Annotated in this window: 17 protein-coding genes; all 17 read left to right on the forward strand. The window is 72.0% G+C overall.

Going from position 1 to position 13,780, the window contains the following annotated elements:
* Positions 1-130: 130 nt before the first annotated feature.
* The 17 genes from ACFVGS_RS15390 to ACFVGS_RS15470 all read left to right on the forward strand — a co-directional run bounded on the left by ACFVGS_RS15390 (position 131) and on the right by ACFVGS_RS15470 (position 13,769).
* The gene (locus tag ACFVGS_RS15390; protein ID WP_384421813.1) at positions 131-724 is read left to right on the forward strand and encodes a hypothetical protein; all 594 of its coding nucleotides are present in this window, start codon (positions 131-133) and stop codon (positions 722-724) included.
* Positions 725-937: 213 nt separating this feature from the next.
* Positions 938-1,381, forward strand: coding sequence for a 30S ribosomal protein S16 (gene rpsP, locus ACFVGS_RS15395; protein WP_384421815.1), 444 nt, complete (start codon positions 938-940; stop codon positions 1,379-1,381).
* A 2-nt stretch (positions 1,382-1,383) separates the two neighbouring features.
* Positions 1,384-1,623 (forward strand): RNA-binding protein, encoded by a 240-nt coding sequence (locus tag ACFVGS_RS15400; RefSeq protein WP_056566048.1) that lies wholly within the window; start codon positions 1,384-1,386, stop codon positions 1,621-1,623.
* Between the two features lie 77 nt (positions 1,624-1,700).
* Complete coding sequence (gene rimM, locus ACFVGS_RS15405) at positions 1,701-2,360, forward strand: ribosome maturation factor RimM (RefSeq protein WP_385692700.1); 660 nt, start codon at positions 1,701-1,703, stop codon at positions 2,358-2,360.
* Positions 2,360-3,181 (forward strand): tRNA (guanosine(37)-N1)-methyltransferase TrmD, encoded by an 822-nt coding sequence (trmD, locus tag ACFVGS_RS15410; RefSeq protein ID WP_384421819.1) that lies wholly within the window; start codon positions 2,360-2,362, stop codon positions 3,179-3,181. Before rimM ends, trmD begins: the two co-directional genes overlap by 1 nt.
* A 129-nt stretch (positions 3,182-3,310) precedes the next feature.
* On the forward strand, positions 3,311-3,661 hold the full coding sequence (gene rplS, locus ACFVGS_RS15415; protein ID WP_384421821.1) for a 50S ribosomal protein L19: 351 nt from the start codon (positions 3,311-3,313) through the stop codon (positions 3,659-3,661).
* Between the two features lie 38 nt (positions 3,662-3,699).
* The gene (gene lepB, locus ACFVGS_RS15420) at positions 3,700-4,536 is read left to right on the forward strand and encodes a signal peptidase I (RefSeq protein ID WP_385692701.1); all 837 of its coding nucleotides are present in this window, start codon (positions 3,700-3,702) and stop codon (positions 4,534-4,536) included.
* Positions 4,529-5,596 (forward strand): signal peptidase I, encoded by a 1,068-nt coding sequence (gene lepB / locus ACFVGS_RS15425; protein WP_384421825.1) that lies wholly within the window; start codon positions 4,529-4,531, stop codon positions 5,594-5,596. The genes lepB (ACFVGS_RS15420) and lepB (ACFVGS_RS15425) overlap by 8 nt, the downstream gene beginning before the upstream one ends.
* Complete coding sequence (lepB, locus tag ACFVGS_RS15430) at positions 5,511-6,635, forward strand: signal peptidase I (protein WP_385692723.1); 1,125 nt, start codon at positions 5,511-5,513, stop codon at positions 6,633-6,635. The genes lepB (ACFVGS_RS15425) and lepB (ACFVGS_RS15430) overlap by 86 nt, the downstream gene beginning before the upstream one ends.
* A 164-nt stretch (positions 6,636-6,799) precedes the next feature.
* The gene (gene lepB, locus ACFVGS_RS15435) at positions 6,800-7,564 is read left to right on the forward strand and encodes a signal peptidase I (RefSeq protein WP_385692702.1); all 765 of its coding nucleotides are present in this window, start codon (positions 6,800-6,802) and stop codon (positions 7,562-7,564) included.
* Positions 7,565-7,731: 167 nt separating this feature from the next.
* Complete coding sequence (locus ACFVGS_RS15440; RefSeq protein ID WP_385692724.1) at positions 7,732-8,199, forward strand: NUDIX hydrolase; 468 nt, start codon at positions 7,732-7,734, stop codon at positions 8,197-8,199.
* A gap of 55 nt (positions 8,200-8,254) precedes the next feature.
* Entirely contained in the window at positions 8,255-8,563 is a 309-nt protein-coding gene (locus ACFVGS_RS15445; protein ID WP_005311352.1) for a DUF2469 domain-containing protein, read from the forward strand.
* 141 nt (positions 8,564-8,704) lie between these two features.
* Positions 8,705-9,070 (forward strand): YraN family protein, encoded by a 366-nt coding sequence (locus ACFVGS_RS15450; protein ID WP_384421831.1) that lies wholly within the window; start codon positions 8,705-8,707, stop codon positions 9,068-9,070.
* Entirely contained in the window at positions 9,071-10,693 is a 1,623-nt protein-coding gene (locus ACFVGS_RS15455) for a YifB family Mg chelatase-like AAA ATPase (RefSeq protein ID WP_384421833.1), read from the forward strand. It abuts the gene before it with no gap.
* Entirely contained in the window at positions 10,690-12,069 is a 1,380-nt protein-coding gene (gene dprA, locus ACFVGS_RS15460) for a DNA-processing protein DprA (protein WP_385692703.1), read from the forward strand. The genes ACFVGS_RS15455 and dprA overlap by 4 nt, the downstream gene beginning before the upstream one ends.
* A 245-nt stretch (positions 12,070-12,314) precedes the next feature.
* Positions 12,315-13,151, forward strand: a complete 837-nt coding sequence (gene whiG / locus ACFVGS_RS15465) for an RNA polymerase sigma factor WhiG (RefSeq protein ID WP_128977543.1) — start codon at positions 12,315-12,317, stop codon at positions 13,149-13,151.
* Positions 13,152-13,208: 57 nt separating this feature from the next.
* A complete protein-coding gene (locus tag ACFVGS_RS15470) occupies positions 13,209-13,769 on the forward strand; it encodes a TetR/AcrR family transcriptional regulator (RefSeq protein ID WP_384421871.1) in 561 nt (186 codons plus the stop codon).
* The last annotated feature ends 11 nt before the right edge of the window (positions 13,770-13,780 follow it).

Here is a 13,780-nt window from a genome sequence, read left to right on the forward strand (position 1 = left end):
TGCCGCGCGCCGGGGCGTATGCGCCGCTACGCGCCCTCCCCCCACATCCGTACCGACTGACGGGTACGTGCAAAATATTTGAGTTGCCCCGGAATGGAACCCGGAGGGGATCCGGCTCGTTGTACCCGACGTGAGCACGACACCACCTGTTCTCGCCGCAGAGCTGGCACAGGCGTGGGCCGACATTCAGCGGCACCACCCCGAGCTGCCCGACCTTGCCGCGCCCGAGTCCCTGATCGGAGAGTCCTCGTCCGCCTGTGGCGCCGAGCTCTCCTTCGAGCGACTGCTCCACGAGGCAGTCCATGGCATCGCCGCCGCCCGAGGTGTCCGCGACACCTCCCGGGCCGGCCGCTATCACAACCGGAGATTCCTCGCGATCGCCGAGGAGCTGGGCCTGGACCATCCCGAGGAGCCGCACGCCAGCAGCGGCTTCTCCCTGGTCACCCTGAACCCGGAGGCCAGGCGGCGCTACCGGCCCACCATCGAGCGCCTCCAGCGCGCGCTCAAGGCCCACACCGTCGCGACCGCCGCCGACACCAAGCGCTCCTTCCGCGGACCGGCCGCCCGGCACGGCTCCTCGGGCGGCGGCGTCCGCGTCAAGGCCGTCTGTGACTGCGGGCGCAACGTGCGCGTGGTGCCGTCCGTGCTCGCCCAGGCGCCGATCGTCTGCGGCGGCTGCGGCAAGCCGTTCCGCATCCCGGAGACGGTGGGCGCCGCGAGCTGACCCCAGGTCGGCCGACCCGGGGCCGGGGGACCCGGGGCCGGTGGACCGCGCGCGGTCGGCCCCGCGGCGTGTGGCACAATGGCTAGCTGTACTCGACAGTCGCACAGGACCCCTCTCTCCTCCGACTGACGCGTCCATCGGGCACCCGAGTACCGCAACCCCACGTGGCATCTCAAGTGCCCAACCACGTCAAGACCAGGAGACACCACTCCAGTGGCAGTCAAGATCAAGCTCAAGCGCCTCGGCAAGATTCGCCAGCCGCACTACCGCATCGTCGTCGCCGACTCCCGCACCCGCCGGGACGGTCGTGCGATCGAGGAGATCGGCCTCTACCACCCGACGTACAACCCGTCGCGCATCGAGGTCGACTCCGAGCGTGCGCAGTACTGGCTGTCCGTCGGCGCCCAGCCGACCGAGCCGGTTCTCGCCATCCTGAAGCTCACCGGCGACTGGCAGAAGCACAAGGGCCTCCCGGCCCCGGAGAAGCCGCTGCTCGCCCCGGCGACCAAGGAAGCCAAGCGCGCCTCCTTCGACGAGTTCGCCAAGACCCTCGAGGGCGACGACAGCAAGGGTGAGGCCATCACCCCCAAGGCCAAGAAGGCCAAGGCGGACGAGGCCGAGGCTCCGGCCGAGGCCGCTGAGTCGACCGAGGCCTGATCATGCTCGAGGAGGCTCTCGAGCACCTCGTGAAGGGCATCGTCGAGAACCCCGACGACGTGCAGGTCGCCTCGCGCAACCTGCGCCGTGGCCGCGTCCTCGAGGTCCGGGTCCACCCGGACGACCTCGGCAAGGTGATCGGCCGCAACGGCCGCACCGCGCGTGCGCTGCGCACCGTCGTGGGCGCCATCGGCGGCCGTGGCATCCGCGTCGACCTCGTCGACGTGGACCAGGTCCGCTGAAAGTTTGACACCGGCACGGGCCGGGGAGGGCTGACCGCCCTCCCCGGCCCGTTGCCGTACGACAGGAGAGATCACCAGTGCAGTTGGTAGTCGCGCGGATCGGCCGCGCCCACGGCATCAAGGGCGAGGTCACCGTCGAGGTGCGGACCGACGAGCCCGAGCTGCGGCTCGGACCCGGCGCCGTCCTGCACACCGACCCGGCCTCCGCCGGGCCGCTGACCATCGAGGCCGGCCGGGTGCACAGCGGCCGGCTGCTGCTCCGCTTCGAGGGCGTCAAGGACCGCAACGCGGCCGAGGCCCTGCGCAACACCCTCCTCATCGCCGACGTCGACCCCGACGAACTGCCCGAGGAGGAGGACGAGTACTACGACCACCAGCTCGTGGACCTCGACGTCGTCCTCGCCGACGGCACCGCGATCGGCGTCATCTCCGAGATCTCCCACCTGCCGTCCCAGGACCTGTTCATCGTGGAACGGCCCGACGGCACCGAGCTGATGATCCCCTTCGTCTCGGAGATCGTCACCGAGATCGACCTGGAGAACCAGCGTGCCGTCATCGCCCCGCCGCCCGGCCTGATCGACGACAGCGAGGCCGTCGTCGCGTCCGCGCGCGAGGAGGAGGCCGGTGCGGAGGCGGGGGAGGCCGAGGCGGGCGTCGAGGCCGAGGCCGGGAACCGAGCCGCCGAGCAGGGTTCCGACGAGGACGAGAACCCCGACGCCGGCAAGGACGCCTCCTGATGCGCCTCGACGTCGTCACGATCTTCCCCGAGTACCTCGAGCCGCTGAACGTCTCGCTCGTCGGCAAGGCCCGCGCCCGCGGCGTGCTCGACGTCCACGTCCACCACCTCCGCGACTGGACCTACGACCGGCACAACACCGTCGACGACACCCCGTACGGCGGCGGCCCCGGCATGGTCATGAAGACCGAGCCCTGGGGCGACGCCCTCGACCAGACCCTCGCGGACGGCTTCGAGGCCGGCGCGCACGAGCCCGTCCTCGTCGTCCCCACGCCCAGCGGCCGCCCCTTCACCCAGGAGCTCGCCGTCGAGCTCTCCGAGCGGCCCTGGCTGGTCTTCACGCCGGCGCGCTACGAGGGCATCGACCGGCGCGTGATCGACGAGTACGCCACCAGGATGCCGGTCTACGAGGTGTCCATCGGCGACTACGTCCTGGCCGGCGGCGAGGCCGCCGTCCTGGTGATCACCGAGGCCGTGGCCCGGCTGCTGCCCGGCGTCCTCGGCAACGCCGAGTCGCACCGCGACGACTCCTTCGCCCCGGGCGCCATGGCCAACCTCCTGGAAGGCCCCGTCTACACGAAGCCCCCGGAGTGGCGCGGCCGCGGCATCCCGGACGTGCTGCTCAGCGGACACCACGGCAAGATCGCCCGGTGGCGCCGTGACGAGGCCTTCCGGCGCACCGCCGCCAACCGCCCGGACCTGATCGAGCGCTGCGACCCCGCCGCCTTCGACAAGAAGGACCGGGAGATCCTCTCCATGCTCGGCTGGGCCCCGGAGCCCGGCGGCCGATTTTGGCGCAGGCCGGAGGGCGTGGAAGAATAGGCCGCTGCCGTGCGTCCGGCGCGCGCCCCTGCCACAGGGGGAACGACGCCCGCCAGGTACGGACGGCGATCAACCATCATTCGTACATACCGCTGATGACCTGTGGCATCAGCGAGGAAAGAGACCTCCATGGCCTCCCTGCTCGACCAGGTCAACGCCGCTTCGCTGCGTTCCGACGTCCCGGCCTTCCGTCCGGGTGACACCGTGAACGTCCACGTTCGCGTCATCGAGGGCAACCGCTCCCGTATCCAGCAGTTCAAGGGTGTCGTCATCCGCCGTCAGGGCTCGGGCGTCTCCGAGACCTTCACGGTCCGCAAGGTCTCCTTCTCCGTCGGCGTCGAGCGCACCTTCCCGGTGAACAGCCCGATCTTCGAGAAGATCGAGCTCGTCTCCCGCGGTGACGTCCGTCGCGCCAAGCTCTACTACCTGCGTGAGCTGCGCGGCAAGGCCGCCAAGATCAAGGAGAAGCGCGACAACTGAGCGTCGGCCCACAGGGTGGCGGGATAGGCTCGCCCCCGATGGACACCGAAGCACAGCACACGGAGCGCGGCCGCTCCTCCGGCGAGGAGGAGCGGTCGCGCTCCGCGCGCGTTTCCGGGACGGGGCCCGGGGCCTCCGACGGGACGGAGGCTCCGGAGGAAGAGGCGGGCGAGCCGTCCGGTTTCCTGACCTGGCGCCGCACGGGCGCCATCGGCCTCGCCTGCGTGGTCTTCCTGCTGCTGTTCAGCCACTTCGTGCTCCAGCCGTTCCTGGTCCCGAGCAGTTCGATGGAGCCCACCCTCCAGATCGGCGACAGGATCCTCGTCAACAAGCTGGCGTACCGTTTCGGCAGCGAGCCGCGCCGCGGTGACGTCGTGGTCTTCGACGGCACCGGCTCCTTCGTCCAGGAGGAGACCACGGGCAACCCGGTCACCGGTCTGCTCCACGACGCCGCCGCGGCCCTCGGCCTCGCCGAGCCCGACGAGACCGACTTCGTGAAGCGGGTGATCGGCACCGGCGGCGACCGCGTGGTCTGCTGCGACAAGGACGGCCGGATCACCGTCAACGGCGTCCCCGTGCGCGAGCAGTACGTCATGCTGGGCGACCAGCCGTCCAGCGTGCCCTTCGACATCGTCGTACCCGACGGCACCCTGTGGGTGATGGGCGACCACCGCAGCCAGTCCAGTGACTCCCGCGACCACCTCGGACAGCCCGGCGGCGGCGTGGTCCCCGTCGACAAGGTCGTCGGCCGCGCCGACTGGATCGGCTGGCCGTTCGGCCGCTGGTCCACCGTGCCGGAGACCGACGCCTTCGCCTCCGTACCGCAGTGGACCGGAGGCGGTCACGCGACGGGGCGCGGGCGCGGCCATGGGTAGGCGGGGCAAGGCGCCCGCCGGCCGCCGCGGGGCCGAAGGCTCCGCGCCGGACGGTCCGGGCCGTACGCCTCCGGGGCGGGCCGAGCGACGCAGGCTCGCCCGCAAGGTCAAGCGGCGGCGCCGGCGCTCCGCCATCACGGAGATCCCGCTCCTCGTCACCGTCGCCGTACTGATCGCCCTGGTCCTCAAGACCTTCCTGGTGCAGGCGTTCGTGATCCCGTCCGGCTCGATGGAGCAGACGATCCGGATCGACGACCGGGTGCTCGTCGACAAGCTGACTCCGTGGTTCGGCTCGAAGCCGCGGCGCGGTGACGTCGTGGTGTTCGAGGACCCCGGCAACTGGCTCCAGCAGGAGACCGCGCCGCCGTCCGACGACCCGGTGGGCCTCAGACAGCTCAAGCAGGCGCTGACCTTCATCGGGCTGCTGCCCTCGGCCGACGAGCGGGACCTGATCAAACGGGTCGTCGCGGTCGGCGGGGACACGGTGAAGTGCTGCGGCGCCGACGGGCGGATCACCGTCAACGGCGTAGCGTTGGACGAACCGTATCTGCACCCGGGGAACGAGCCCTCGAAGATCCCGTTCGAGGTGAAGGTCCCGCAGGGGAGGGTCTTCGTGCTGGGCGACCACCGCTCCGACTCCGCCGACTCCCGCTTCCATCTCGACGAGCCGGAGCACGGCACCGTCGCGGAGGACCGGATCGTCGGCCGGGCCGTCGTCATCGCCTGGCCGGTCGGCCACTGGCGCAGGCTCGAAGAGCGCGCGACCTTCGCGTCCGTACCCGAACCGGCAGCGAGCCGCGGCGGGGCGGACGCGGCCGCGGCGCGGGGCGTGTCGCATAGTGTTTCCCAGCATGATCTGAACGGATTGCCCCGGCTCCCGACCCCTGCGGAACTTCTGCTCGTTATGGGAGTGGTGGGCCTGTCCCTGTTCCGGGGCGGGCGATTGCACGGACTGAGGAGTGGATGTGGGGGATTTGGCCGTCGGCGCACGATCCGGACACGGCGAGCCCGACAAACGGCCCGAGCGGCCCGTCCCGTCGGCGGCGGCCATGACGGATGACTCCACGGGCCGCCCGGACCCCGATCCACGCTCCGACCGGCGACCGGGCGACCACCAGGGCGATCACCCGGTCCAGGGCTCCGAGCACCGCCCGGACCAGGGCGCGCTGCCGGGCTCCGGCCCGGCGGGCGGTCCCGCAGGCATCCCCGCCGACGACCCGGCCGCCGGTCCCGCAGGCATCCCCGCCGGCAGCCCTGCCGACGGCCCGGCCGGTGACGGCGGCGGCACCGGGGACGCGGACGGCGGCGACGGCGGCGGGGACGAGGGTCCGTCGGGGCGCGGCCGCGCCCCGAAGAAGCCGCGTTCCTTCTGGAAGGAACTGCCCCTGCTCATCGGCATCGCGCTCGTGCTCGCGCTGCTGATCAAGACCTTCCTGGTGCAGGCGTTCTCGATCCCCTCGGACTCGATGATGAACACGCTCCAGCGGGGCGACCGGGTCCTCGTCGACAAGCTCACCCCGTGGTTCGGCTCGGAGCCGGAGCGCGGCGAGGTCGTCGTCTTCCACGACCCGGGCGGCTGGCTCGAGGACGGCAACACGCCCGAGCCCAACGTGGTGCAGACGGTCCTGAGCTGGATCGGCCTCATGCCGTCCGCCGAGGAGAAGGACCTCATCAAGCGGGTCATCGCGGTCGGCGGCGACACCGTCTCCTGCAAGGAGGGCGGCAAGGTCGTCGTCAACGGCAAGGAGCTGGACGAGAGCTCCTACCTCCACCCCGGCTCGGTGCCCTGCGATCCGGCCTTCGGCCCGGTCAAGGTCCCCGAGGGCCGCATCTGGGTCATGGGCGACAACCGGCAGAACTCGCTCGACTCCCGCTTCCACATGGAGCTCGCGGGCGGCGGCACCGTCTCCAACGAGGAGGTCGTGGGCCGGGCCGTGGTCATCGCCTGGCCGGTGAGCCGCTGGGCCACCCTGCCCGTCCCGGAGACCTTCGACCAGCCCGGACTCAGCCAGGCGCTGGCCGTCGCCCCGGGCGCGCTCGGCTTCGCCGGGGCGCTTCCGCTGGTGCTGTGGCGACGCAGGAGGCGCGCCGCCGCGTAGGAGCGGGCCATGCCGCGGAGGAGCGGGGAGCGGGCCAGGGGGGGGCGGGAGCGTGTTCCGGAGTGCGGTGCGTGCCCATACCGCTCGGTAGCGACCCGCGGGTAGGGTGCCGTCCCGGACCGTCGTACGGACGGCCGGCGGATCTCCCGAAGCCCGAGGTGCCCATGAGCGTCGAACCGCGTACGAAGAACGGCCACGGCCGCCTCGGCAATGTCCTGTCGGGGCTGGCCGTGGCCGTCGGCTTCGTGCTCTTCCTCGGTGGCTTCGTCGTCGGGGCCGTCCTCTACCAGCCCTTCTCGGTGCCCAGCGACTCGATGACGCCGACCCTCGACGTCGGCTCCAAGGTCCTCGCGGAGCGCGTCGACGGCGCCGACGTCAAGCGCGGCGACGTCGTCGTCTTCCAGGACCCGCTCTGGGGCAACGTGACCATGGTCAAGCGCGTCGTGGGCGTCGGCGGCGACACCGTCGCCTGCTGCGGAGCCGACGGCCGGCTCACCATCAACGGCAAGCCGGTCGACGAACCGTATCTGCAGGCCGGGAAGGCCGCGTCCGGGCAGAACTTCTCCGCGACCGTGCCCGAAGGAAACCTCTTCCTGCTCGGCGACGAGCGGCACACCTCGATGGACTCCCGCGCCCACCTCCAGGAGGCCGGCCACGGCTCGGTGCCGCGTTCGGCCGTCCTCGGCCGCGTCGACGCCGTCGCCTGGCCCGCCAAGGGCGTCCTGGAGCGGCCCGCCGGCTTCGCCGAGCTGCCGGGCGGCATCTCGCGGCCCGGCCCGGTCGTGCCGCTCTTCTCCGCGATCGTCGCCGGGTGTGTACTGATCCTGGCCGGAGCCGCGTACGGGCCGCTGGCCCGGCGCCTGGGCTCCGGCTCCGTGAAGCCCGCGGCGGCGGCCGCGGGGAAGTCCGAGGACAGGGTGAAGGCATGACGGCGGGGGACGAAGGCAGCGCGACGGCGGCGGCCGAGGTGCGCGGCGAGGCGGTCGACGCGGCCGAGGCGGTCGAGGCGGCCGAGGCGGCCGAGGTGCGCGACGCTGCGGAGGCGACCGGCGCCGCGGAGGCGACCGGCGCGGCGGAGGCGACCGAGCGGCGGCGGGTGGCGCGTGTGGTCCTGCTCGACCCCGACGACCGCATCCTCCTCATCCACGGCTACGAGCCCGACGACCCCACCCAGACCTGGTGGTTCACACCCGGCGGAGGTCTGGAAGGAGACGAGACCCGCGAGCAGGCCGCCCTGCGCGAACTCGCCGAGGAGACCGGCATCACCGACGTGGAGCTCGGCCCGGTGCTGTGGCGGCGCTACTGCTCGTTCCCCTTCGCCGGACGCCGCTGGGACCAGGAGGAGTGGTACTACCTGGCCCGCACCACCCAGACCGCCACCGCCCCCGGCGGGCTCACCGAGCTGGAGGCCCGGAGCGTCGCGGGCCTGAGATGGTGGACCTCCGCCGAACTGTTGGCGGCCCGTGAGACGGTGTACCCCAACAGACTCGCCGAGCTGCTGGACACGCTGCTCGACGAAGGACCCCCGAGCACGCCGCTCGATCTCGCCCCGGAAATCGTTTAGGGGCCTGGGCGACTGGCGCACAATAGGGGGACGCACGGCTGAAGGGGAACATGCCATGAGCGCCGAGGACCTCGAGAAGTACGAGACCGAGATGGAGCTGAAGCTCTACCGGGAGTACCGCGACGTCGTCGGGCTGTTCAAATACGTGATCGAGACCGAGCGGCGGTTCTACCTCACCAACGACTACGAGATGCAGGTCCACTCGGTCCAGGGCGAGGTGTTCTTCGAGGTCTCGATGGCCGACGCCTGGGTCTGGGACATGTACCGGCCGGCTCGGTTCGTCAAGCAGGTCCGCGTCCTCACGTTCAAGGACGTGAACATCGAGGAGCTCAACAAGAGCGACCTGGAGCTCCCCGGCAGCTGAGACCACCCGCGCGGCCCGCCACCGCACACCAGCGGAAACCACCCGAACGAGTGGCCCGGTTATCCACAACCGGCCGACTGTCCACAGCCCAGCACACGCTGAGCAGCGGTGCGTCACAGTCGGTGCCGGAGGTGGTACTGAATGAACGCAACCGGAGCACTCGGGCGGTACGGCGAAGACGTCGCCGCCCGCACACTCGCCGCGACCGGCCTGCACATCCTCGCCAGGAACTGGCGCTGCGGGCGGGCCGGCGAGATCGACATCGTCGCCCGCGACGGCGACACCCTCGTCTTCTGCGAGGTCAAGACCCGCCGCGACGGCAGCTTCCAGCACCCCATGGAAGCCGTCACCCCACGCAAGGCCCAGCGGCTCAGGCACCTCGCCGCCCGCTGGCTCGACACCCACGGCGGACCACCCGCCGGCGGCGCCGTCCGCATCGACCTCATCGGCGTCATCCTGCCCCGCCGAGGCGCACCCGTCATCACCCACGCCCAGGGGGTGGCCTGAATGGGATTCGCCCGCACCTGCTCCGTCGCCCTCGTCGGCGTCGAAGGCGTCGTCGTCGAGGTCCAGGCCGACCTCGAAGCCGGAGTCGCCGCCTTCACCCTCGTCGGACTCCCCGACAAAAGCCTCACCGAAAGCCGCGACCGCGTCCGCGCCGCCATCGTCAACGCCGGCGCCGAATGGCCCCAGAAGAAACTCACCGTCGGCCTCAGCCCCGCCTCCGTCCCCAAAGGCGGATCCGGCTTCGACCTCGCCGTAGCCGCCGCCGTCCTCGGCGCCGCCGAACGCATCGACCCCCGCACCATCGCCGACCTCGTCCTCATCGGCGAACTCGGCCTCGACGGCCGCGTCCGGCCCGTCCGCGGCGTCCTGCCCGCCGTGCTCGCCGCCGCCGACGCCGGCTACCGACAGGTCGTCGTCCCCGAACAGACCGCCGGCGAAGCCGCCCTCGTCCCCGGAGTCTCCGTCCTCGGCGTCCGCACCCTGCGCCAGCTCATCGCCGTCCTCGCCGACGAACCCGTCCCCGACGAAGAACCCCACGACAACGGCAGACCCGACCCCATGCTCGCCGGACTCCTCGTCCCCGGCGCCGGAATCGGCACCGGACTCGCCGCCGACCCCGGCGACGGACCCGACCTCGCCGACGTCGCCGGCCAGCACACCGCACGCCGCGCCCTGGAGATCGCCGCAGCAGGCGGCCACCACCTGCTCCTCACCGGACCACCCGGCGCGGGGAAAACCATGCTCGCCGAACGACTCCCCGGCATCCTCCCGGCCCTCACCCGCCAGGAATCCCTCGAAGTCACCGCCGTCCACTCCGTCGCCGGCATCCTCCCGCCCGGCGAACCCCTCGTCCACCGCCCGCCCTACTGCGCACCCCACCACTCCGCGACCATGCAGTCCCTCATCGGCGGCGGCAACGGACTGCCCCGCCCCGGCGCCGTCTCCCTCGCCCACAGAGGCGTACTCTTCCTCGACGAAGCACCGGAATTCTCCACAAAATCCCTCGACGCACTCCGCCAGCCCCTCGAATCCGGACACGTCGTCGTCGCCCGAGCCGCCGGAGTCGTCCGCCTCCCCGCCCGCTTCCTCCTCGCCCTCGCCGCCAACCCCTGCCCCTGCGGACGCCACACCCTCCACGGCACCGGCTGCGAATGCCCCGCATCCGTCATCCGCCGCTACCAGGCCCGGCTCTCCGGACCCCTCCTCGACCGCGTCGACCTCCGCGTCGAAGTCGAACCCGTCACCCGAAGCGACCTCCTCGGCCAAGGCGGCCGCGGCGAACCCAGCACCACCGTCGCCGACCGCGTCCGCGAAGCCCGCGCCCGCACCGCCGCCCGCCTGACCGGCACACCCTGGACGGTCAACAGCGAAGTCCCCGGCCACGAACTCCGCACCCGCTTCACCGCCGCACCCGGAGCCCTCGCCTCCGCCGAACGCGACATCGAACGCGGCCTGCTCACCGCCCGCGGCCTCGACCGCGTCCTCCGCGTCGCCTGGACCGTCGCCGACCTCGCCGGCCACGACCGGCCCGACAGCGAAGACCTCGCCCTCGCCCTCGAACTGCGCACCGGCATCGCCCGAGGCGTCCCCGCCACCGCCGGAGCCACAGGAGAGTGGTCATGACGACCCCGCCCGACGAGGAACGCCTCGCCCGCGCCGCCCTCACCCACATCATCGAACCCGGCGACGCACACGCCGGCCGCGCGTTACGCCGCCACGGCGCGACACACCTCCTCCGACTCCTCACAGACGGCGACCACGAGACACCCCCAGCCGACGCCGACAACGAGGCCCCGTTCCCGGCAACCGGAGACCCGCCCGACGCCCGCGGCACCGCACACCACAGCCAAGGAACACTCCTCACCCACCCAGGAGGCGAGACGAACGACAGCGACAGGACACTCCTCACCCGCCCCGAAGCCCACAGGACACACCACGGCAGGTCACACGCCGCCGCCACCAGCCACCGCGCACACGACCGCACAGCCTTCCCCGGCACCAGCGACAAGCGGATCGCGAGCTGGCAGCGCCGGGCCCGGACCGCCACACCCGAACGCGACCTCGACCACGCCACCCGCCTCGGCGCCCGCTTCCTCATCCCCGGCGACACCGAGTGGCCCACCCAGCTCGACGACCTCGGCGACACCCGGCCCATCGGCCTCTGGGTCCGCGGCCCCGCCGACCTCCGCACCTGGGCCCTCCGCTCCGTCGCCGTCGTCGGCGCCCGCGCCTGCACCCCCTACGGCGCCCACACCGCCGCCACCCTCGCCGCCGGCCTCGCCGAACGCGGCTGGGTCGTCGTCTCCGGAGCCGCCTTCGGCATCGACGGCGCCGCACACCGCGGCGCCCTCGGCTCCGGCGGCGCCACCGTCGCCGTCCTCGCCTGCGGCGTCGACGTCCCCTACCCCCGCGGCCACGCCGCCCTCATCCGCCGCATCACCGAACAAGGCCTCGTCATCGGCGAACTGCCACCCGGCGGCCACCCCACCCGCAGCCGCTTCATCCTCCGCAACCGCGTCATCGCCGCCCTCACCCGCGGCACCGTCGTCGTCGAAGCCGAATACCGCAGCGGCTCCCTCGTCACCGCCCGCGCCGCCGCCGACCTCGGCCGCCACACCATGGGCGTCCCCGGACCCGTCACCAGCGGCCTCTCCGCCGGAGTCCACGAACTCCTCCGCGGCGACGCCACCCTCGTCACCGACGCCGCCGAGATCATCGAACTCGTCGGCGACCTCGGACAGTTCGCCCCACCCCGCCACGGCCCCGTACTGCCCCGCGACCTCCTCGATCCCGACACCACCCGCATCCTCGAAGCCCTCCCCGGCCACCACCCTGCACCCCTCGCCGACATCGCCGCCCGCGCCGCCGCCGACCCCGACCACACCCTCGCCAAGCTCTACGAACTCCACTCCCTCGGGTTCGTCGAGCGACAACACGACGACTGGCGGTTGACGAACAGACGGACACAACCCTCGAACGCCCGGCATGGCGGTACTTGACCCGGAGCATTCGGGTGAAAAGGTGAAGCCGATGAGCAATCGAGTTCTCTCGGCCGCACCCGAGGGGCCGACCCGCGCCACGGCCCCCGTTCGAAGATGTGGGCGACGGCAGCCACCCGGACCGGCGCGATCCACAGACGTTCGCGCACCGCGACAGCCCACTCACGCTACGCTCACGAGGATCCCCAGCCCGACGACCGTAACGACCCCTTCGCACCCGACAGCAGAACGGCTCAAGGCGACGCATGCCCCAGCACACCTCCGGGTCTGACCGCGCTGCGGTGCCCCCAGCAGCCCGGGGCACCGTGCGACCGCCCGCACCGACCTCGCTCGACGAACTGTGGCGCTCCTACAAGGACACCGGCGACGAACGGCTGCGGGAACAGCTGATCCTGCACTACTCACCCCTCGTGAAATACGTCGCCGGACGCGTCAGCGTCGGCCTGCCCTCCAACGTGGAGCAGGCCGACTTCGTCTCCTCCGGAGTCTTCGGACTCATCGACGCCATCGAGAAGTTCGACGTCGAGCGGGCCATCAAATTCGAGACCTACGCCATCACCCGCATCCGCGGCGCCATGATCGACGAACTCCGCGCCCTCGACTGGATCCCCCGCTCCGTCCGCCAGAAGGCCCGCAACGTCGAACGCGCCTACGCCACCCTCGAAGCCCAGCTGCGACGCACCCCCACCGAGGCCGAGGTCGCCGACGAGATGGGCGTCACCCTCGAGGAACTGCACTCCGTCTTCAGCCAGTTGTCCCTCGCCAACGTGGTCGCCCTCGAAGAGCTCCTGCACGTCGGCGGCGAAGGCGGCGACCGGCTCTCCCTCATGGACACCCTCGAGGACACCGCCGCCGACAACCCCGTCGAGGTCGCCGAGGACCGCGAACTGCGCCGGCTCCTCGCCCGCGCCATCAACACGCTCCCCGAGCGGGAGAAGACCGTCGTCACCCTCTACTACTACGAAGGCCTCACCCTGGCCGAGATCGGCCACGTCCTCGGCGTCACCGAGAGCCGCGTCAGCCAGATCCACACCAAGTCCGTCCTCCAGCTGCGCGCCAAACTGGCCGACGTAGGCCGCTGACCGAGCGAGGCCCCCTCGCCGTACAGTGGACCCGTGCCCAGGATTCGAGCGGCCTCCGTGGCCGAGCACCGGACCATGCAGCGCGGCGCCCTGCTCGACGCCGCGCGTTCCCTGCTGTCCGAAGGCGGAACGGAGGCGCTGACCTTCCCCGCCCTCGCCGAGCGCACGGGCCTCGCCCGCTCCTCCGTCTACGAGTACTTCCGCTCCCGGGCCGCCGTGGTCGAGGAGCTGTGCGCCGTCGACTTCCCCGTCTGGGCCGCCGAGGTCGAGAGCGCCATGGCCGCCGCCGACACGGCCGAGGGCAAGGTCGAGGCGTACGTCCGCACCCAGCTGGAGCTGGTGGGGGACCGGCGCCACCGCGCGGTGGTCGCGATCTCCGCGAGCGAGCTCGACGACGGCGCCCGCGAGAAGATCCGCGCCGCCCACGGCGGCCTGGTCACCATGATCGTCGAAGCCCTCACCGACCTGGGCCGCCCCCAGCCCCGCCTGGAAGCCATGCTCCTCCAGGGCGTCGTCGACGCCGCCGTCCGCCGTATCGAACTCGGCGCGGCCGAGGACCCGGCGACCATCGCGGAAGCGGCGGTCTCGATGGCCCTGGGCGGCGTTCGCGGCGCCTGAGCCGCTGGTTC

It is taken from the genome of Streptomyces sp. NPDC127114 (genome assembly GCF_042677525.1).
In the GTDB taxonomy this organism is placed as follows: Bacteria; Actinomycetota; Actinomycetes; order Streptomycetales; family Streptomycetaceae; genus Streptomyces.

What these genes read in the sequence shown, in the direction of transcription:
- ACFVGS_RS15400 (WP_056566048.1), top strand. Translation starts at nt 1,384, where the DNA reads ATGCTCGAGGAGGCTCTCGAGCACCTCGTGAAGGGCATCGTCGAGAAC.
- trmD (WP_384421819.1), top strand. Translation starts at nt 2,360, where the DNA reads ATGCGCCTCGACGTCGTCACGATCTTCCCCGAGTACCTCGAGCCGCTG.
- rplS (WP_384421821.1), top strand. Translation starts at nt 3,311, where the DNA reads ATGGCCTCCCTGCTCGACCAGGTCAACGCCGCTTCGCTGCGTTCCGAC.
- lepB (WP_385692701.1), top strand. Translation starts at nt 3,700, where the DNA reads ATGGACACCGAAGCACAGCACACGGAGCGCGGCCGCTCCTCCGGCGAG.
- lepB (WP_384421825.1), top strand. Translation starts at nt 4,529, where the DNA reads ATGGGTAGGCGGGGCAAGGCGCCCGCCGGCCGCCGCGGGGCCGAAGGC.
- lepB (WP_385692702.1), top strand. Translation starts at nt 6,800, where the DNA reads ATGAGCGTCGAACCGCGTACGAAGAACGGCCACGGCCGCCTCGGCAAT.
- ACFVGS_RS15445 (WP_005311352.1), top strand. Translation starts at nt 8,255, where the DNA reads ATGAGCGCCGAGGACCTCGAGAAGTACGAGACCGAGATGGAGCTGAAG.
- ACFVGS_RS15450 (WP_384421831.1), top strand. Translation starts at nt 8,705, where the DNA reads ATGAACGCAACCGGAGCACTCGGGCGGTACGGCGAAGACGTCGCCGCC.
- ACFVGS_RS15455 (WP_384421833.1), top strand. Translation starts at nt 9,071, where the DNA reads ATGGGATTCGCCCGCACCTGCTCCGTCGCCCTCGTCGGCGTCGAAGGC.
- dprA (WP_385692703.1), top strand. Translation starts at nt 10,690, where the DNA reads ATGACGACCCCGCCCGACGAGGAACGCCTCGCCCGCGCCGCCCTCACC.
- whiG (WP_128977543.1), top strand. Translation starts at nt 12,315, where the DNA reads ATGCCCCAGCACACCTCCGGGTCTGACCGCGCTGCGGTGCCCCCAGCA.